This window comes from Pseudonocardia sp. KRD291 (assembly GCF_019263595.1).
Lineage (GTDB): Bacteria > Actinomycetota > Actinomycetes > Mycobacteriales > Pseudonocardiaceae > Pseudonocardia.
This window is the reverse complement of sequence record NZ_JADQDD010000021.1, coordinates 1-18,569: the sequence shown is the minus strand read 5'-3', so window position 1 is coordinate 18,569 and position 18,569 is coordinate 1. Positions and strand designations below refer to the sequence as shown.

At 68.6% G+C, this 18,569-nt stretch carries 16 protein-coding genes and 1 pseudogene; 14 read left to right on the top strand and 3 right to left on the bottom strand.

Features of this window, described 5'->3' with window-relative positions:
• Positions 1 to 20 precede the first annotated feature (20 nt).
• Positions 21 to 1,565 carry an AMP-binding protein gene (locus I4I78_RS05520; RefSeq protein ID WP_218610095.1) on the bottom strand — a complete coding sequence of 515 codons (1,545 nt, stop codon included), beginning with the start codon at positions 1,563 to 1,565 and terminating at the stop codon, positions 21 to 23.
• A 211-nt stretch (positions 1,566 to 1,776) separates the two neighbouring features.
• Entirely contained in the window at positions 1,777 to 2,385 is a 609-nt protein-coding gene (locus I4I78_RS05515) for a TetR/AcrR family transcriptional regulator (protein ID WP_218610094.1), read from the bottom strand.
• A 178-nt stretch (positions 2,386 to 2,563) separates the two neighbouring features.
• On the opposite strand from I4I78_RS05515, the gene I4I78_RS05510 reads away from it, so the two are divergent.
• From I4I78_RS05510 to I4I78_RS34180, 9 genes and pseudogenes are all read left to right on the top strand, one after another.
• Positions 2,564 to 3,523 carry an SMP-30/gluconolactonase/LRE family protein gene (locus I4I78_RS05510; RefSeq protein ID WP_218610093.1) on the top strand — a complete coding sequence of 320 codons (960 nt, stop codon included), beginning with the start codon at positions 2,564 to 2,566 and terminating at the stop codon, positions 3,521 to 3,523.
• A 243-nt stretch (positions 3,524 to 3,766) separates the two neighbouring features.
• Positions 3,767 to 4,986 (top strand): annotated as a pseudogene (locus tag I4I78_RS34185) (2-hydroxyacyl-CoA dehydratase subunit D).
• Positions 4,983 to 6,317: a 2-hydroxyacyl-CoA dehydratase subunit D gene (locus I4I78_RS05500; protein WP_218610091.1), complete on the top strand. Its 1,335-nt coding sequence runs from the start codon at positions 4,983 to 4,985 to the stop codon at positions 6,315 to 6,317. Before I4I78_RS34185 ends, I4I78_RS05500 begins: the two are co-directional and overlap by 4 nt.
• Positions 6,314 to 7,195 (top strand): acyl-CoA dehydratase activase, encoded by an 882-nt coding sequence (locus I4I78_RS05495; RefSeq protein ID WP_218610090.1) that lies wholly within the window; start codon positions 6,314 to 6,316, stop codon positions 7,193 to 7,195. Before I4I78_RS05500 ends, I4I78_RS05495 begins: the two co-directional genes overlap by 4 nt.
• On the top strand, positions 7,192 to 7,968 hold the full coding sequence (locus I4I78_RS05490; protein ID WP_218610089.1) for an SDR family NAD(P)-dependent oxidoreductase: 777 nt from the start codon (positions 7,192 to 7,194) through the stop codon (positions 7,966 to 7,968). The genes I4I78_RS05495 and I4I78_RS05490 overlap by 4 nt, the downstream gene beginning before the upstream one ends.
• Positions 7,965 to 8,579 (top strand): TetR/AcrR family transcriptional regulator, encoded by a 615-nt coding sequence (locus I4I78_RS05485; protein WP_218610088.1) that lies wholly within the window; start codon positions 7,965 to 7,967, stop codon positions 8,577 to 8,579. Before I4I78_RS05490 ends, I4I78_RS05485 begins: the two co-directional genes overlap by 4 nt.
• A 27-nt stretch (positions 8,580 to 8,606) precedes the next feature.
• Entirely contained in the window at positions 8,607 to 9,776 is a 1,170-nt protein-coding gene (locus I4I78_RS05480; protein ID WP_218610087.1) for an acyl-CoA dehydrogenase family protein, read from the top strand.
• A gap of 194 nt (positions 9,777 to 9,970) precedes the next feature.
• A complete protein-coding gene (locus I4I78_RS05475) occupies positions 9,971 to 11,038 on the top strand; it encodes an LLM class flavin-dependent oxidoreductase (RefSeq protein WP_218610086.1) in 1,068 nt (355 codons plus the stop codon).
• 69 nt (positions 11,039 to 11,107) lie between these two features.
• Positions 11,108 to 11,326, top strand: coding sequence for a hypothetical protein (locus I4I78_RS34180; protein ID WP_374225843.1), 219 nt, complete (start codon positions 11,108 to 11,110; stop codon positions 11,324 to 11,326).
• A gap of 161 nt (positions 11,327 to 11,487) precedes the next feature.
• Here the strand turns inward: I4I78_RS34180 and I4I78_RS05465 are convergent, their stop codons facing one another.
• A complete protein-coding gene (locus tag I4I78_RS05465) occupies positions 11,488 to 13,140 on the bottom strand; it encodes an AMP-binding protein (protein ID WP_218610085.1) in 1,653 nt (550 codons plus the stop codon).
• A 345-nt stretch (positions 13,141 to 13,485) separates the two neighbouring features.
• Here I4I78_RS05465 and I4I78_RS05460 point away from each other — a divergent pair, with 345 nt between their 5' ends.
• The 5 genes from I4I78_RS05460 to I4I78_RS05440 form a co-directional block, all read left to right on the top strand.
• A complete protein-coding gene (locus I4I78_RS05460) occupies positions 13,486 to 13,905 on the top strand; it encodes an enoyl-CoA hydratase-related protein (RefSeq protein ID WP_218610084.1) in 420 nt (139 codons plus the stop codon).
• A 12-nt stretch (positions 13,906 to 13,917) separates the two neighbouring features.
• The gene (locus I4I78_RS05455) at positions 13,918 to 15,054 is read left to right on the top strand and encodes an acyl-CoA dehydrogenase family protein (RefSeq protein ID WP_218610083.1); all 1,137 of its coding nucleotides are present in this window, start codon (positions 13,918 to 13,920) and stop codon (positions 15,052 to 15,054) included.
• A gap of 536 nt (positions 15,055 to 15,590) precedes the next feature.
• Positions 15,591 to 16,028, top strand: coding sequence for a Zn-ribbon domain-containing OB-fold protein (locus I4I78_RS05450; RefSeq protein ID WP_218610082.1), 438 nt, complete (start codon positions 15,591 to 15,593; stop codon positions 16,026 to 16,028).
• Positions 16,025 to 17,188, top strand: coding sequence for a transporter (locus I4I78_RS05445; protein WP_218610081.1), 1,164 nt, complete (start codon positions 16,025 to 16,027; stop codon positions 17,186 to 17,188). The genes I4I78_RS05450 and I4I78_RS05445 overlap by 4 nt, the downstream gene beginning before the upstream one ends.
• Before the next feature lie 46 nt (positions 17,189 to 17,234).
• Positions 17,235 to 18,569: aldehyde dehydrogenase (locus I4I78_RS05440; protein WP_218610080.1), on the top strand; the 1,335-nt coding region annotated here is incomplete at its 3' end.

The window sequence follows — 18,569 nt, the reverse complement described above, 5'->3', positions numbered from 1 at the left end:
CCGGCTGCCCCCGCACCCGGTCATCGTCGCCGGAGGTCGTACTCCCGCACGGCCGGCCGATCCACCCCGTCGGCTGCGAGCTTGTACTTCTCCACCCGCTGGCTGGGTGTCCGCGGAAGTTCCCCGCGGGACTCGAGGTAGCGGGGGACCATGAACCGGGGGAGCTGGTCGCGCAACCACGCGTGCAGGTCGTCGAGCTCGGTCCCGTCCCGCACGACGAGATCCAGCTTGACCTCGTGCTCGCCCATCTCGGCGGGCACGGCGTAGGCGGCAGCGTCGGTCACCGCGGGGTGGCCGAGCACGATGTTCTCGAGCTCGACGGCCGAGATGTTCTCCCCCCGTCGCCGGATGCCGTCCTGGTTGCGCATGACGAAGTGCACTCGGCCGTCGGAGTCGTAGTAACCCAGGTCCCCGGTGTGGAACATGAAGTTGCGGAAGGCGTGGTTGGTCGTCTCGGGGTCCTCGAAGTAGCCCCGGGCCATCGCATCGGGAATCAGCGGCCGATAGACCAGCTCACCCAGCTCGCCGGGTGCGAGCATTCGGTCGGACTCGTCCACGACCCCGTGGTCGACCCAGGACGGTGCCGGTCCGATCGTGTCCGGGGGGACGTCCTCGATCCGCTGCTTGCGCGGGAGGTGCGGGAAGATCTCGGTCATCCCCCACCCCTGCCAGATCACGCTGGTCCGGTAGCGGCGCTCGAACTCCACCCGGCCCAGCGGCTGGGGGAGGACGTAGACGTGCGAGAGCCGGTGGTCCGGAGCCTCGGGGACGGCCTCCAGGATCATTGCGGCCATCTGGCCCATCAGCATGGCGAACGTCGCGCCGTCGTCGGCGATCTCATGCCACCACGTCCGGGCCGAGAAACTGCTCTTCAGGTGAGCCGTGCACCCGACGTGCAGGGCCGAGTTGGCGAAGACCTGGAGCCCGGCGATGTGGCACATCTGCAGCGGGGTGCTCAGCACGTCCTCGGGTGTGTGCCCGAGCGTGTCGGAGGCGGCCGCGGAGGCGAGATAGAGATAGTGGTGCGGCCACATGGCCGCCTTCGATCCACCGCTGGTGCCCGAGGTGAACATGAGGACCGCGAGATCGGAAGGTCGGGGAAGAGTCTGCGGGGCGGCCGCCGCCGGGTACGCCGTCACCATGTCGGCGAACGCGACCACCGGCACGCCGTGTACGTCCGTCGGCACATCTCCCTCGCCGCAGGCGACGACGAGCTGTACGTCGCCCAGTGAGGGCAGCTCCTCGAGCCGGGGGAGCAGGTCGGTGCGGACCGCGAGCACCTCGGGGTCGCAACGTTGCAGGAGCAGAGCCAGCAGTCGGCCGCGCAGCTCGGGGTTCATCGGCGCGGCCACCCCGCCCGCGGCGAGGGTGCCCAGGAACAGCGGCATGAACTCGATCTGGTTCCGGAGCAGCAGGGCGACCCGCCCACCGGCGACGCCGCGGGCGACAAGGGCGGCGGCGACCCGGCGCGAACGGTCGTCCGCCTCCCGGAAGGTCAGCCGGTCCTTCCCGTCGAACACCAGCCAGTCCCGGTCCGGGACGTCCTCGGCCTGGGCGCGCAGCACATGGAGGAGAGTGCGCTGACCCTCGGGGAAGCGGGAGACGAGCGGGCCGAAGCCCGGCCCCGTGCCGCGGAGCAGCCGCGTATCGGCCGCGAGCCGGTGGGCGCCTTCCGCTTCGGTGGGCGTCGTGTGCTGTGGGACGGCCAAGATACCTCCGAACAAATAGTTGTTCGTAGGATTATCTAGGGCGACCGCGCCGGTCAACCCTTGCCGGTCAGGCCTGGATGCCCTTCAGCGCGGCGTCGGCGACCTCGTCGGCGACCTCGACCGCCGAGAGTCGACCGTCCGGCCGGAACCACTCGGTGGCGTTGTTCAGCATGCCGATGAAGGCGAGCACGGTCACGCGGGGACTCCGTAGCTGGCGGAACTCGCCGGTGCGGACGCCGTCCCGCACGATGTCGACGAAGAGGTCCTCGTACCGCTGTCGCATGGCGATCACGCGGCCCTGCTTCTCCGGGGACAGGTAACCCCATTGGAAGAAGGCGACCCGGGTCTGTTCACGGCTACGGCTCAGCACCTCGAAATGCGCGGTGAAGGCGGCCCGCAGCCTGTCCCCGGCCGTTCCGCGGGCGTCAGCGGCGGGGCCGATGGCGTCCAGATAGTTCTGAATGCCTTTCTCGACGATGCGCAGCAGGAGGTCCTCCTTCCCACTGATGTGCACGTAGAGACTGCCGGGCAGCAGGCCGACCGCGTCGCCGATGTCCCGCATGCCGATCACCGGGTAGGTCTTCTCCGCGAAGAGCAGGATCGCCTGCTCTTCGATCTGTTCGGCGGAGACCGGGCCTGAGCCGCGGGCGCGCCGTTCACCGCGTGTGGTCGCCACTCCGGCCGACCCCCTCTCTCAACTGTGGATTCCATCCTGTCACGGACCCGGGTGGTCAGCCGCCGGCAGTGGGCGAACAATCACTTGTTAGCCGTAGGCCGAGGTCTTAGCGTTGTATCCGCGTGCCTTGCTTCGCCTTGCCGGGTACGACCGCAGGGATCGACGAGAGGACGGCTCGATGACGAGCACGGTGGACGGGCAGCTGCTCCAGGCGGGAGCCGAGGTCGAGTGGCTCGGGTCCGGTTACGGGGCCTTCGCCGAGGGCGGAGCGATGCTCGGCGTGGCAGAGGGGCCCGTCTGGCTGCCGGATCAGCAAGCCCTGAGCTTCAACGACAGCGGCAACGCCGTTCGCTACCGGTGGACCGAGGTGGGCGGGGTAACGGTGGCCCGCACCGGAACGCACGACGCCAACGGCTCCACCCGGGATCGGCAGGGCAGGCTGGTGTCGTGTGAGCACGCCACCCGACGAGTGAGCAGGGAGGAAGCGGACGGCTCGGTCACCGTCGTCGCCGACAACTACCGAGGACTGGCGCTCAACCGTCCGAACGATGTCGTGGTGCGGTCGGACGGGTCGATCTGGTTCACCGACCCGCTGACCTTCGAGGTCGACACCGATCTCGACTTCGCCGGGGTCTACCGGGTCGCTCCCGACCTGAGCCGGATCAACCTGGTCACCCGGGACTTCAACATGCCCAACGGGCTGGCGTTCTCTCCGGACGAGCAGACGCTCTACATCAACGACACGAACCGGATGCACGTCCGGGCCTTCTCGGTCGACTCGTGGAGTGTCGCGGGCGCCCGCCTCGACCTGGACTCCGACCGGACCGTCATCACGATGCCGGCCGACCGGCCCGGTCATCCGGACGGAATGAAACTCGACGCACTCGGCAACATCTGGTGCACCGGCCCGGGCGGGATCTGGGTCATCGCGCCCGACGGCACGCATCTGGCCACGCTGGAGCTACCACGGGTCCCGGTGACCAACTTCTGCTTCGGCGGGTCCGACCTCACGACCATCTTCTTCACGACGTTCACCGAGGTCGGCAGGATTCGGGTCGGAGTACCGGGGCTGCACCCGGACCGGGAGATCGAGCAGCTCGACGGACCGGGTTGGACGGCGGACGGGCGCAGCGACTGAGCCGAGAGCGTGTGGAGAAGCGTCCGGCGTGTCTGCGTGACCGTAGGGCCGTCGGATCCACGTTGGACTGGTTGCTCGGCGCGCCCCGAACCGCGTCCAGTCCTGCTCCGGGGCAGCCCGGCGCCGGTGCCTCGAGCGGTGCCGGACGGGAGCGCGCCCCAACCGGTTCGGTCCCGCTGTCCTACTGAGTAGGACTCAGCTGGGTCTTGTCTACTGAGTCTGACTCAGCTACCGTCGCTCGTGATGACGAACCGTGCGTCGAAAGGGCTGCTCATGAGCGAACGTTCTGCCTCCGCTGCGGACGCTCTCGCCGAGTTGACCGTGGTCGCGGACGATCCGGACGCGTATGTGGCGCGCTGGAAGCAGGCAACCGGGCGTAAGGCTCTGGGGGCCTTCCCGATGAACTGTCCTGCGGAGATCGTGCACGCCGGTGGTGCGCTTCCGGTACTGCTCCAGGAGAACCGCGAGCCGGACAGCCTGGGACGCAATCTGCTGGCCGAGTTCTACTGCGGCTACACCCGCAATATCGCCGACCAGGCCGCCAAGGGCATGCTGAACGGCTACGACGGCTTCTTCCTCGCCGACCACTGCACCCAGCTGCTGGGTGCAGTCGACGTCGTCCGATCAGAGGTGCCGGATACTCCGGTGTACTTCGGTCAGCTGCCCACGTCGTTGACGGACAAGTGGACCCCCGAGAAGGCATGCTCGATGATGCAGTCCTTCATCGAGGAGATGAGTCGTCTGGTGGGGAGCCGGTCACTGACGCGGCGCTGGCTCGGTCGATCGCGATCTTCAACAAGAACCGCGCTCTTCTGCGCGAGGTCTTCGCAGCTCGGCGAGCCGGCAACGCAGCGCTGACCTCAGGACAGATGCAGGCTCTGGTGAAGTCCTCGATGGTCATGGACAAGGAGGAGCACAGCGCCTTGTTGCGCCAGGTTGTCGACGGTCTGGCAGAGGTGCCGCGTGACGATCGCGTTCGGCTGCACCTGTCCGGGCACCTCTGTCACGCCCCGCGGCCGGAACTGCTGGCTGCGATCGAGGAGTGCGGGGCCATCGTCGTCGATGACGACCTGTTCACCGGCACCCGGTACATCACCACGGACGTCCCCGAGGGCGGGGATCCGGTCGAAGCACTGGCCCAGCGGTATCTGGACCGGGACGCGACGCTGCCCTGTCCCACACGGGTCAAGCACGAGAGCGATTGGGAAGACGAACTGGTGCGGGTCGTGGAGGCATCGGGCGCGCAGGGCGTGATCGTGTTGATGGTGCGGTTCTGTGAGCCGCACATGCTGTATTACCCGGAGCTGCGCAAGCGTCTGAACGAGCAGGGCATCCCGCACCTGTTGCTCGAGACCGAGCACGAGGGGCTGCCGGTGGAGACCGTGCAGACCCGGGTCGAGGCTCTCCTGGAGCGCATCCATCGCTCCACCCCGCCGCACCGCACACTGGAGGTGACCCGATGACCGCCGCTGCGACCGACAAGCTCAACCGTCTGGCGATCAACAAGGCTGGCGGCAAGATGGTCGCCGACTACTGGGAAGATGTGTTTCTCGCGCGCGAACGCGGGCAGAAGGTGGTCTGGTACAACGGCTCGGCCCTCAACCCGATCTTTCAGGCCGCCGGGATGGCGTGGTGTCACGGGGAGGCGTTCTCCGCCCGGCTGGCAGCCCAGCATCTGGAGGGTCCGGCGCAGCTCGCGGGCTCCGAGTACGGCTATGTCGGGGAGCTGTGCTCCTACGCCCGCACCCACCTCGGGGCCGCCGTGCTGAGCCAGAAGCGCTCGGCCGGGTCGGCCAACGGGCCGGGGATGGTGGGGCTGCCGGAGCAGGAGGAGCTGGCCAGCCGGCTGCCGACTCCGGACGTGTTCGTCAACGCCTACGCCGGATGCAGCACGGGCCAGCAGTGGGACGACATCTCGTTCCGTGTGTTCGGCAAGGACGTGCCGATCTTCAACGTCTCGATGCCGTTCTTCTGGAGCAACCATCCTGGCGAGGGCTACATGGTCGGTGAGGAGTGGGAACGGTCGTCGCACTATGTCGCCGACCAGCTGCGCGAGCTCGTCCCGTTCCTGGAGTCGATCACCGGGAAGCCGTTCGATTGGGACGCCTACCGGCAGAACATGGCCTACATCAAGAAGGCCTCGGAGCTGCGGCAGGAGGCCATGAAGTTGTGCCGGCACCTGCCGGCGCCGGCGACGTTCTGGGACTGGATCGGCAACGTCGCACACATCAACTTCCTGCCCGCGAACCAGGACCTGGTGGACTTCTACACGGCGGTTCTGGCGGAGGTGAAGCAGCGTGTCGCTGACGGCGTCGGATCGGTCACCAGCGAGCGGTACCGGGTGTACTTCGACGGGTTCATGAACTGGAACCACCTGGGCCTGCTGTCGCGCAAGTTCGCCGCGCACGACGTCGCGGTGGTGGCCGGGCGGTACACCCACCACGCGTTCTGGCAGGAGCCCCAGCTGATCGACCCCGAGGGCGACGTCCTGCTGGGACAAGCACAGAACAACCTGCTCTGCCCGATGAACCACTCCACGAAGACGATCGAGGAGTTGGTTCTTCGCGACTGCGACTTCTACAACGTCGACGGCATCGTCTTCCACTCGACGCGTACCTGCCGGGCGTTCACCAACCCGCAGCGGATCGTCGCCAAGGGCGCGCAGGAGAAGGGCCTGGCGACGCTGTTCTTCGAGGGTGACATCGCCGACGCGTCGTTCTATAAGGACGAGGTCCTGGAGAGCAGGCTGGAGGCGATGCTCGAGGGGATTGATGTACGCCGGGCCCGAGTATGACCGCCCACTATCTGGGCGTCGACCTCGGCTCGACCACGGCAAAGGTCGTCGTCCTGGACGAGGGAGGAGCTATCGAGGCGGCCGAGGTCGTCCAGATGGGCGCGGTGAGCCGCAAGGGTTGTGCCCAGGCCATGACGACGGCACTGGACACCGCCGGGCTCCATCGGGGCGACGTGACGGCGTCGATCGCCACCGGCTACGGCCGGCGACTCGTGGAAGACATCGATCGCACGTTCACCGAGATCACCTGTCACGGCCGTGGCGCCGCGGCGATGTGCCCCGGAACCCGCTTGGTGGTCGACATCGGGGGGCAGGACAGCAAGGCGATCGCCCTCGACGACGAGGGCATCGTGGACAATTTCGCGATGAACGACCGGTGCGCCAGCGGCACCGGCCGGTTCTTCGAGGTGCTGGCCCGGGCCATCGAGTGCGAGATCGACGAACTGGCCGGCCTGGCGCTGCAGGGCGACAAGGATCTCGAGGTCTCGAGCATGTGCGCCACGTTCGCAGAGACCGAGTTGATCTCGATGCTGGCGCAGGGCGAGCGCCGCGAAGACATCGCCGCCTCGGTGCACCGCGCCGTCGCGACCCGCACGGTTGGGCTGATCGCGCAGGTCGGGCGTCGATCGCCGATCGTGATGACCGGTGGGGTGGCCCGGAACGCGGCCGCCGCGCACTTCTTGGCCGAGGGAATGCAGGCCGAGGTCACGGTTCCGGAGTCGCCACAGATCATCGGCGCCTACGGTGCGGCGCTGCTCGCCCGCGACGGAGCCGGACGGGCTGCCGTCGGCGCGGGAGAGACCACAACGGACGCACGGGAGCCCGCGCGATCGTGCAACACATGTGACCTGACTCTGACCATGGGAGGACCTCGATGAGCGGGGACCACGCGGGCCGGGCTGTGATCATCACGGGGGGAACGTCGGGAGTCGGCCTGGCCACCGCGCATCGTCTCGCCGCGGCCGGTGACACCCGGATCGCACTGATCGGGCGCAATGCCGAACGCGGCAAGGAGGCCTGCGCCGCGGTCCGCGCAGCAGCACCCGCCTGCGACGTGCACTTCGTGGCCGGTGACGCGAACGATCCGGCTCAGGCGGTCGCCGCGTCCACCTCGGCCCGGGACCTGCTCGGTGGGGTCGATGTGTTGGTCAACTCCACGACCGCTTTCTATGTTCCCGGCCTGTTCCGTGACGTCCCGGTCGAAGAGATCGGCGCGATGCTCACCGACCAGGCGCTGGCACCGATGCACATGTGCCGGGCGGTGCTCCCCTGCCTCGCCGAGCAGGGCTCCGGTTCGATCGTCAACATCGCGTCGGACGCGGCCAAGGTGCCGACGCCCGGGGAGGTCGTGATCGGCTCCGCGATGGCCGCGATCGTCACGTTCACCCGGACCCTGGCCGTCGAAGCCAAGCGCGACGGCATTCGGGTCAACGCGGTGACGCCCTCGCTGATCGAGGGCACGATCACGGGGGAGCGGGCGATGAGCGGGGGCTTCTCGAAAAAGCTGTTCGAGAAGGCCAAGACGCAGGCCCACCTCGGCCTGACCGAGGCCGACGACCTGGCCGCATTGATCGCGTTCCTGGCCGGGCCGGACTCCGCGCGGATCACCGGTCAGGTGATCAGCGTCAACGGCGGGATCTCGGTGGCATGACCCGCGCCCGGCTGCGACCCGACGAGCGCATCGCGGAGCTCGTCACCGCATCGCGCGAGTTGCTCGCCGAGGTCGGCTACGAGCGGTTCCTGCCGGCGGAGGTGGCGCGTCGGTGCGGCGTCTCCGAGGCCACCGTCTACCGGTACTTTCCCACCAAGCGCGAGCTGCTCGTCCGGGTCGCCGAGACGTGGTTCGACGAGATCCTCGTCGCCCTCGAGCCCGGTGTCACCCAGCAGAAGGGCACCTACGAACAACTGCGGTACGTCGTGCGCTATGCCGTCGAGGTGGTGCGCCGTGAGCCGACGCTGACCCGCTACATCCTCAACGAGCTCCGTCCCGATCCGGAGTTCCGGTCGAGCACGATCCAGCAGCTCAACCGGCGCTTCACCGGTGTCGTCAGCCAGGTGTTGCGCGACGCCGTCGCCTGCGGAGACTTCCGCGACGACGTCTCCGTGGAACTGCTGCGAGACATGATCTTCGGCGCGATCGAGCACCAGGCGTGGGCCTATCTCCGGGGCGAAGGTGATTTCTCCACCGAGAGCGCCATCAACGGCATCACCCTCGTCATCTATCGCGGAATGGCGGTCGATCCCGGCCATCGAACCGGCTGACGCACGAGACGTCGAAAGGTACGCACTATGGAGTTCGATCCGTCCGAGGACCAGGCGGCGTTCCGGGACGTCGTGCGCAAGTTCGCCCGTACCGAGCTCGCGCCGGGCTATCTCGAGCGCGCCAAGTCCGAGAGTTTCCCCTGGGCCGAGCACCGGGCGATCGCCGGGCTCGGGGTGCTCGGAATGCTTGCCGGTCCAGAGCGCAACCCGCAGGGTGTCGAGGACTACGTGGCGGCCGGACTTGTCGTGGAGGAGCTCGCCTACGCGGACTTCAACCTGGCAAACGCGGTCATCCCCGTCTTCCTGATGACTTCGCTGATCGCCCGCCACGCCGGACCCGATTTGCGCGAGCAGTGGTTGGAACCGCTCGTCACGGGCCAGGCCTACGTGGCGCTCGGCCTGACGGAACCGGACGCCGGCTCCGACGTCACGGCCATCCGCACAACCGCTACCGTGGACGGCGACGACTACGTGATCCGTGGGGAGAAGACGTCGGTCACTATGCTCGCCCACTCCGACGCGATCCTGCTCGTCGCCAACACCGTGCGTGACGGCACATCGGTCGGGGTGTCGACCTTCCTCGTCCCGCTGGATCTGCCGGACATCGGGAAAGCTCCGATAGCGGACACCGGATGGCTTCCGATGGGCCGCGGCGTCCTGCACCTCGACGGGGTGCGCGTTCCCGCGTCGGCCCTGGTCGGCGCGGAGGGCGCGGCCTTTCGCAGCGTGCTGGGGGGATTCGACTTCACGCGGCCGCTGCTGGCCCTGACCGGGATCGGATGTGCTCAGGCATCGGTCGATGAGACTGCCGAGTACCTGCGCAGCCGACGAGCGTTCGGCGCTCCGCTGTCTCGCTTCGAGGGCGCGTCGTTCGTGCTCGCCGAGCACGCCACGCAGCTGGAGGCCGCCCGGCTGCTGTGCTACTCGACCCTCTGGCGCCGATCGGTGGGCAAGCCGCACACCGCGCTCGCGGCGATGACCAAGTGGTACGGCCCGCAGGAGGCCAGCAAGGCGGTGCACGACTGCCTACTGCTGCACGGCAACTTCGGCTACTCCGCCGAGTTCCCGTTCGAGCAGCGGATGCGCGACGTCCTGGCCGTGGAGATAGCCGACGGCACCGCGCAGATCCAAAAGATCATCATCGCGCGCGAGCTGTTCGGCCCCGACTTCGTCCCTTACGACCGCAGTCGTCGCTGATGCGGACCGCCGGTCCGGGGTGAGGACCTCAGTCGTCCGCGGCGTACGTGTGGACATGCCGGCTCATCCGGCGTGTCGCCGCGTCCCGGGTCCCGGTCACGGATCGCACGAGGGCTGACCGCGTTCCTGGAGAAACGGGCGCCGAAGTTCGGCCAGCAGCACACGATCGAGTTCGGAGAGACGGAGGCGCGACGATGCGCGAGGACAGCGGTTTGAGCAGGTTCGGGCTCACGATCTTCACCGGCGGGCGCGGCCCGCGACGCTTCCGCGCGGCGGCGGACCTCGCGCAGCGCGCCGAGGAGGTCGGATTCGGCGCGGTCTGGACCGGGGAACTCTACAGCCGGTCCGCCACGGTGCCGATGGCGATTCTGTCCGCGGCGACCGACCGGATCAAGATCGGCTCGGACATCGCCTACGGTGCAGGCCGATCTCCGCTGATCTGGGCCGCCGAGGCTCGGGATCTCGACGAGTTGTCCAACGGGCGGATCGTGCTGGGTCTGGGCAACGGTACGGCCGGAATGATGCGCAATTGGCTCGATGTCGACCCGTCTGCGCCGGCTGTGCGGATGGAAGAGCTGGTCACCGTCCTCCGCAAGCTGTGGCGGTTGCACGAGGGACCGGTGCACCACGACGGCCGCTTCTATCGCCTGCACCTCGAGCCCACGACGGCGACGCCGGCTCCGGTGCGTGAGCACCTTCCGATCTGGACGGCTGGAGTCGGGCCGCGGATGGTCCGCGCCGCAGGTCGTGTTGCGGACGGGCTCGTCTGTCACCCGATGACCACGCCGGCCTACCTGAACGAGGTGATCCGACCGGAGCTGGCCCGCGGGTTCTCCGACACCGAACGGTCCGGCGACGATTTTGTCGTGAAGGGCATGCGGATGTGCGCCGTAGACAACGACGAGGAGGCCGCCCGCCACCGCATCGCCTTCGCGATCGGGCAGTATGCGGCGTCCCGCGTCTACGACAAGCTGTTTGCGCTGCACGGCTGGGACGGCGCCCAGCAGCGGATCCGCGCGGCGGCCAAGGATCGGGACGCGGCCGCCTTGGTCGCGGCCGTTCCGGACGAGGCGGTCGACACGATCGGGATCGCCTGCCGTCCCGACGAGCTCCGCACCCGGGCCGCGACACACGCGGACACGTTCGATCACCTGAACCTCTGCGGCCCGCCCTGGGGGCTCGGCCCCGAGGAACTCGAGGCCGCGACCGACCGCATCCTGTCGGCCATGGCCGACGCTCCGGCCGACCGGGTTACAGCATGACCGGGCGCACGATCCCGACCGCATTGCTCCGGCTTCTACGGTGATCGGATCGACGCGACCCGGGAGATCGTGGAGTCCGGCGACGTAGACGCCGTGTGCCGTGACTACCTGGCTGAAGCTGACCATGCTGATCCTGGCCGAGGTGTTCGACTTGCCCAACCTGCGCGCGGTGAACGTGCTCGTGCACGGCATCCTCGACGACGGTGTCGCGTCCGCCGTGCGCCCGGACCCGCAGGCCAAGGGCGTGACCGCGCATGCCGTAGGCACGAACCGCGGCGTCCAAGGTGATCAGGCGCGTCGGAGCGCACCGCTGCATTGTCCTTGCCCGGCTTGTCAGCCCTTGTGTGATCCGCGGTGCGGTATCCGGGTGTGGAGACGGTTGCCGGGCACCGTCTCCACACCTCTGCTGTCCTCGAGCCGGACTGGGCCGAGCCGGGGCTGCTCGTGGGTCAGACCTCCAGGGCCTGATCTGGAGTGCCGGACTCGCCCCTCGACCGGGTCTCATCGAACGTCAGCAGGCCCTTGAGCACTTCTTCGCGAAGGACGAACTTCTGGATCTTGCCCGATGGGGTCATGGGCATGTCGTCGCGGAAAGCCCAGAACACAGGAGTCTTGTGTGGGGCTATGTGCCCGCGCAGGAACCTCGTCAGCTCGTCCACCGACGGCCGGTCGTGCCCGGACCTCAGGCGGAGGATGGCGCCGACCTGCTCACCCCACTGTTCGTCCGGGACGCCGATGACCGCGGCGGTCTCGATCGCCGGGTGGTCGGTCAACGCCCCCTCGATCTCGGCGGGGTACAAGTTCATCCCGCCTCGGATGATCATGTCTTTGACCCGGCCGGTGATCGCAAGATAGCCCCGCTCGTCCATCGTGCCGATGTCACCCATGTGCAGCCAGCCCTCGGCGTCCACGGTGGCAGCCGTCTCGTCGGGCAGGCCGTAGTAGCCGACCATGTTCTGGTACCCGCGACAGCAGATCTCGCCCGGTTCGCCGATCCCCACCCGATCGCCGGTCGCCGGATCGATGAGCGAGACCTCGAGCTGGGGCAAAGGCCGGCCGACGGTGTTCGCCTGGTCCTCGGCCTCGTCGGTGAGGCGTGTCTGGCTGATCACGCCATGGGTCTCGGTCTGTCCGAACAGGATGCTGAACCGGCAGTCGAAGAGCTCACTGGTTCGCCGCACCAGTGAGGCGGGCACGGCGGCGGCACCGCTGAGGACCGTCTTCATGCTGGACAGGTCACGCCGGGGGCGGTCCGGGTGATCGAGCATCGCGATCAGCATCGTCGGCACGAGCAGCCCATGGGTACCGCGGAAGGTCTCGTATGCTTCTAGTACGTGGCCCGGCTCGAATCCGGGCAGGATCACGAACGTGCCGCGCTTCGCCCACGCGCCGAACGACGTCACCGCACCGCCGCCGATGTGGTACATCGGCATCGCGTTGATGTAGACGTCCCCGTCGTCGAACCCGGCCCGTTCGGCGACGAATGTCGCCTCGTTGACCAGCCCCTTGTGGTGCAGCATCGCGCCCTTGGGAAACCCGGTGGTCCCAGAGGTGTACTGGATCTGGAGCAAGTCGGTCGGCTCGGTCGCGGGCAGGGCCCTCGCCGGGTCTCCTTGGTCGAGGAACTCCTCCCACTCGGCCAGTGAGATCACCTCACGCAGGCCCGGCAGGCCCGGCCGCAGGTCCTCTACGAGATCCCGCATCGCGAAGTCGCGGTAGGAGTCCACACAAAAGAGGACGACCGAACCGGACTGCCGCAACACAAACTCCACCTCGCGGGCCCGATACGCCGGGTTCAGCGCGACGAGCACCATGCCGGCGAGAGCAGCGCCCTGCTGGATGATGACCCATTCGGCGCTGTTGGGAGCCCACACCGCGACCCGGTCGCCGGGGGTGAACCTCGTCAGCAGAGCGCGAGCCGTGCGCTCTATGTCGGCGCGGAACTCGGCGTATGTCCAGGACCGGCGTGCCGCCGGATCCACGAGGCAGTCCACGAGCGCGATGCGGTCGGGAACGGTGTCCGCCGCGTGGCGGATGGTCTCGCAGACCGTGATGTCGCGGATCTCGCCCGCCTCAGCAGGCCAGTAGGACTCGGTGAGCATGCGGGGACCTCTTCGTCAGCTCGGTCGGCATCACGTCCGCCCTCGTCGTCGACCTCCGGAGGGTGCACGGCGTCTTCACGAGGCGCCTCGATCACCATCGCGTGGCAGGTCTCGATCGGTGATCGCTGAGAACTCCGTGACCCGGGCGGTTGTGTGGTACGTCTCGATAGTAGCTAGTATGGTCGTCTGATTCAATGGTCTGACCGAATCAGAGTCAGGAGTGTCTGTCCGGCGGCTGCCGGTGCTGGCGCGCCACCGGTGGCGCGAACGCTTGTTCGTCGGCCTGGATATATGGGCCTGCCCACACTGTGCGACGGGCTCTCTAGCTGCGAAGGGGATCAGGTCATGAAGCCTGAGGAGTTCAGCGACACCACCTACGAGGTCGACAACGGCCTGGCCTGGATCACCATCAACCGACCGGACCGCTACGACGCATTCCGCGCCCAGACCGTCGACGAGCTGGTCCACGCGTTCGAGCTCGCCTGGGCTGACGACGAGGCCGGCGTCGTTGCCCTGACCGGCGCAGGCGAGAAGGCGTTCTGCACCGGCGGCGACCAGAAGGGGCGCACGCTATCCCCGACCGCGCTCAAGGCGCTCAAGGTGCTCAAGCAGTCGTTCAACTCCGACACCGAACACTTTTCCGGGACCGAGCAGATGACCTATTCGGGGCTGAAGCTTTTCGGTGAGTCCGCCGAGGCCCAGGAGGGCATCGCGGCGTTCAACGAGAAGCGCGTGCCCGAGTCCTCCCCCTACCGCACCCACTGAGGCCGGCCGGACATGCGATTCTCTGCTGAGCAACAAAACTTTGTCGAGTCGGTGCGAGCCTTCTGTGCCAAGGAGTGCGGAACGCCCCAACAACGTGCCGAGCTCACCGAAGGCGGCACGCTCGCGGACAGTCCAGCGTTGCTCCGACGCCTGGCCGAACTCGGCTGGCTCGGTATCTCGCTGCCCGCCGAGTACGGCGGGCAGGGTGGCACGTTCGTCGACGAGTGCCTGTTCCTCGAAGAGACCGCGCGCGGACTTGCCCCGACCACGGCGTACGGGACCGGGCTGACCGCTGTGCAGACCTACTTGCACTGGGGAAACGACGAGCAGAAGCGGATCGTCGTCGAATCCATTTGCGCGGGCAACTTCGAAGCAATCGCGCTGAGCGAGCCGGGCGCCGGATCAGACCTTGCGTCGGCCCGGATGGCTGCCGACCTCGACGGCGACGACTTCGTGCTCGACGGGCAAAAGACCTGGACGACGGCGGCGCACCTGGCCAACCACATCCTCGTCCTGGTACGCACCGACTCGAGTAGCAGCAAGCACGAGGGGTTGACGCTACTGATGGTTCCGGCCGATGCGCCGGGCCTGGAAATCCGCGCGATCGACACGATGTACGGGCGCACCGTCAACGACCTCTACTTCACGCAGGTCCGTGTTCCGGTCTCGGCCGTCGTCGGCACCGTGGGCCGAGCCTGGCAGCAGTTGAACCGCGGTCTCGGAGTGGAACGGCTCATCATCGCGGCGTCGAGCCTCGGGTCCGCGCAGCGGTCGTTCGACGACGTGCTCGCCTACGTGACGCAACGCCAGCAGTTCGGCCGCACCATCGGCAGCTTCCAGGCGGTCCGGCACCGGATGGCGGACCTCGCGACCGAAATTGCGCTCTGCCGCACCTTTCTCTACGACGTCGCGGACCGCCTCGACGCCGGTGACGAGGGTGGCCTTTCCCGCGACAGCTCGACGGCCAAGATCCGATGTACCGAGGCGGCTAAGAACACCGCCCTCGAGGCCATGCAGCTCATGGGCGGATATGGCTACGCCCGCGAGTTCGGAATGGAAGCCCAGGTCCGGAAGGCGCTCGCTCCGCCGATCTACGGTGGCACCAACGAGATCCAGCGCGAGATCATCAGCCGCAGTCTCGGCCTCTGAAGTCATTGGATACCCACGCTCAATCCGGTGTGTACACATAGGCATCTCGCACCCGCCCCTCAGGATGTAGGCCATCCTCGGAATGGTCCTGGCCGTGCCTGCACATTGCGGCCGGCCGTACGGCAGCGTGTTACCAAACTGAGGAAGTGCGGCCGCTGCCTGGACCTGAGCAACCCGTCGTGTCGGTTCAGCTACACGAGGACCGGCGCCGCGCTGTAGTGCGCGGTGAAACGCCCTGTGCGCGCGGACTTCGAGAAGGCCGCGCGCACGCTGAACCGGCTCCCGGTCGCCGCGGTGGAACCGCGTGACAACTCCGAGGGAGGCGGCCCTGGACCTGGTCGCGGACAGCGGGCGCTACATCACCGGTGCGACCCAGGTCGTCGCCGCGGGAGGCCAGCTGTAGCCGTGTCTTGCACGCCGGCCGCGGCTGCGAGCCACGCCGCCCTCCGATGCTCCTTGACCTACAAAGCTTTATAATCTTTCATGGGTCAGGCTCGCGCGAGCGAGCGCGGGGACCGACGTCGACGAGGCTGACAATGACGAACGAACGGGACGAGGTCCACCCCTTCGAGGGGAGGGTCGACAGTCCGTACTGGGACGGGCTCGGTGCCGGTGAGCTGCGAATCCAGCGCTGCCAGCGGTGCGAGCGATGGAGCTGGCCCGCGGACTGGCGTTGTCCGGCATGCGGCGGCTACGAGTTCCGCTGGGAGCGGGTCGAGCCGGTGGGCCGTGTCTACTCGTGGATCCGCAGCCACCTACCGTTCGTGGCCGCCTATGCCGACCTCGTCCCCTACGTCAACGTCCTGGTCGAGCTGCCGCAGGCCGGCAACGCCCGGATCATGGGCCTGCTCACCGGCGACGAGGACGGTATTCGCATCGGTGCGCCGCTGACGGGCGAGTTCCGGCCGGCGTCGCCGCGTACCGCGGATCTGCCGGTGCTGACCTGGTCGATCGACGCGCGGGCGGCGGCGTGACCCCGCGGGGGGTGGCGGCGGTCGGCTACGGGACCACGCCGTACTACAAGCGAGGCACCTCGCCGCACGCCGAGCGCAAGCTGCTGCTCATGGCGATCGACGACGCCGCGGCGATGGCGGGGATCGACCCCGCCGACATCGACGGGTTCGTCTCCTACGGCGCCGACCAGCAGGACGGGCCGCGGCTCACCGGTCCCCTCGGGACCAGGGAGCTGCGCTGGAGCAGCCTCGTCTGGGGCGGCGGTGGCGGGGGGAGTGCCGGCGCGATCGCCCAGGCCGAGGCGGCGATCCTGTCCGGTCAGGCGGAGACCGTCGTGGTCTACCGCGCCACGGCCGAGTCCACCAGCGGCCGGCTCAGCTCTGCGGTGATCCAGGGCGTGTTCGGCGTCCAGTATCGCGCGCACGGGATCGACGCCCCTGCGCAGGCGCTCGGCCTGCGGACCCAGCGTCTCCTGGAGGCCGACGGCGTCCCGGCGAGCGCTCTCAAGGCGGTCGCGCAGGCCAGCTACCACCACGCCGGCCGCACCCCGCACGCCGTCGGTCGCGACGTGCGGCTGACCGACGAGGCCTACGATGATGCCCGGCTGATCGCCGAGCCGGTCCGGCTCTTCGACTCCTCTCGGGAGAACGACGCCGCCGCGGCGATCATCTTCACCTCGGCGGAGCGCGCTCGGGACCTCACCTCGACGCCGGTGCACCTGCTCGGGTCCGCCTACGGTGCGCTCGGGCCACGGTGGGGTGAGCTCGACGAGAACCACGAGCCGTACGCCGCGTCGTCGCAGGCCGCGCCCGCGCACCGGGTCTGGAAGCGCACCGGCCTCACCGCGGCCGATGTCGACGTCGTGCAGCTCTACGTGAACTTCACCGGGCCGCCCGTCTCCGCGCTGATCGACCTCGGCTTCTGTACCGCTGACACGGCGGGGGAGGTGCTCACCTTCGAGAACCTCATCGCGCCGTCCGGTTCGTTGCCGATCAACACCAGTGGCGGCGACCTCGCCGAGGGCTTCCTGCACGGGATGGGCAACGCGGTGGAGGCCGTGCGTCAGCTGCGCGGGGAGTCGTACAACCCGGTGCCGGACGCGCGTGTGTGCCTGGTCGCCGGCGGGCCGATCTCCGAGCTGAGCAGCGTCGCGCTCTTCTCGACCGAGCCGCCCGCCTGAATCGTCACCGCCCCCCGCATCGTTCATCCCGGCACCAGGAGCGCACATGACCGGCACCATCGACCGCTCGTCGGTCCTGCCCACCCGGCTCGTCATCGGCGACGCCCACCCCGACGTCGCATCCGGTGGTACCTACGAGCACGTCAACCCGGCTACCGGACTGGTCCAGGCCGCGATCCCGATGGCCGGGCCGGCGGAGATCGACCAGGCTGTCGCGGCCGCCCGCGCCGCGCTGCCGCGGTGGAGCCGCTGGGACCCGGTCGAGCGGCGGCGGGTGCTCGTGCGCTTCGCCGACCTGCTCCGCGAACACGTCGACGAGCTCGCCACGATCGCGTCCCTGGAGATGGGCGGTCCGGTCACGCACACGCCCTACGCGGTGCACTGGGGCGCCGACTGGGTCGAGGAGGCGGCCGGCTGGGCCGACCGTCTGCACGGTGAGACCAGCCCGCTCTCGGTGCGTGGCGTGCTGGAGTACACCGCGGTCGAGCCGGTCGGAGTGGTGGCCGCGCTGGCCACCTGGAACGGATCGACCGGGGCGTTCGGGATGACGATCGGTGCCCCGCTCGCCGCCGGGTGCACCGTCGTCGCCAAGCCCTCTGAGCTCGCGCCGTTCGGTGCGATCCGGGCCACCGAGCTCGCGCTCGAGGCGGGGCTCCCGCCCGGCGTGCTCAACGTCGTCACCGCCGGCGTCGAGGCGTCGCGGGCGCTGGTCGCGCATCCGGGAATCTCCAAGATCACCTTTACCGGCAGCCCCGCGACGGCCCGCCACATCGCCGCCGCGGCGGCGGAGCGCCTGACCCCGTGCGTGTTCGAGCTCGGCGGCAAGTCGGCGAGTGTCGTGTTCGGCGACGCGGACGTCGACCGGGCCGTCACCTCCGCCCTGTCGATGACCGCGAACTCCGGTCAGGTCTGCACCCTGGGCTCGCGGCTGCTGGTGCACTCCTCGGTGCGCGAGGAGTTCGTGGACAAGCTCGCCACCGCGCTGGCCGGTGTGCGGCAGGGTGACCCGTTCGCCGAGGGGGTGGGGATGGGCCCGGTCATCAACCAGGCCGCGCTGGACCGGATCCTCGGGATGGTCGAGCGTTCTCGCGGCTACGGAGGCATCGTCACCGGAGGTGAGCGGGTCGGGGGCGATCTCGCCGGGGGCTACTTCATCGCACCGACCGTCGTCGCGCTCCCGGACAACTCGGGTGAGTTGGCGCGGGAGGAGGTATTCGGGCCCGTCGTGGGTGTCCTGGGATTCGACGACGAGGACGAGGCGGTCGCGATCGCCAACGACTCCGACTACGGGCTGGCCGGCTACGTGTTCACCCGCGATCTCGCCCGCGCACACCGGGTGGCGGCCGCGCTCGACACCGGCAACGTCGGTGTGAACGGTGGC

What these genes read in the sequence shown, in the direction of transcription:
- I4I78_RS05485 (WP_218610088.1), top strand. Translation starts at nt 7,965, where the DNA reads ATGACCCGCGCCCGGCTGCGACCCGACGAGCGCATCGCGGAGCTCGTC.
- I4I78_RS05495 (WP_218610090.1), top strand. Translation starts at nt 6,314, where the DNA reads ATGACCGCCCACTATCTGGGCGTCGACCTCGGCTCGACCACGGCAAAG.
- I4I78_RS05450 (WP_218610082.1), top strand. Translation starts at nt 15,591, where the DNA reads ATGACGAACGAACGGGACGAGGTCCACCCCTTCGAGGGGAGGGTCGAC.
- I4I78_RS05465 (WP_218610085.1), bottom strand. Translation starts at nt 13,140, where the DNA reads ATGCTCACCGAGTCCTACTGGCCTGCTGAGGCGGGCGAGATCCGCGAC.
- I4I78_RS05490 (WP_218610089.1), top strand. Translation starts at nt 7,192, where the DNA reads ATGAGCGGGGACCACGCGGGCCGGGCTGTGATCATCACGGGGGGAACG.
- I4I78_RS05480 (WP_218610087.1), top strand. Translation starts at nt 8,607, where the DNA reads ATGGAGTTCGATCCGTCCGAGGACCAGGCGGCGTTCCGGGACGTCGTG.
- I4I78_RS05500 (WP_218610091.1), top strand. Translation starts at nt 4,983, where the DNA reads ATGACCGCCGCTGCGACCGACAAGCTCAACCGTCTGGCGATCAACAAG.
- I4I78_RS05455 (WP_218610083.1), top strand. Translation starts at nt 13,918, where the DNA reads ATGCGATTCTCTGCTGAGCAACAAAACTTTGTCGAGTCGGTGCGAGCC.
- I4I78_RS05460 (WP_218610084.1), top strand. Translation starts at nt 13,486, where the DNA reads ATGAAGCCTGAGGAGTTCAGCGACACCACCTACGAGGTCGACAACGGC.
- I4I78_RS05475 (WP_218610086.1), top strand. Translation starts at nt 9,971, where the DNA reads ATGCGCGAGGACAGCGGTTTGAGCAGGTTCGGGCTCACGATCTTCACC.
- I4I78_RS05510 (WP_218610093.1), top strand. Translation starts at nt 2,564, where the DNA reads ATGACGAGCACGGTGGACGGGCAGCTGCTCCAGGCGGGAGCCGAGGTC.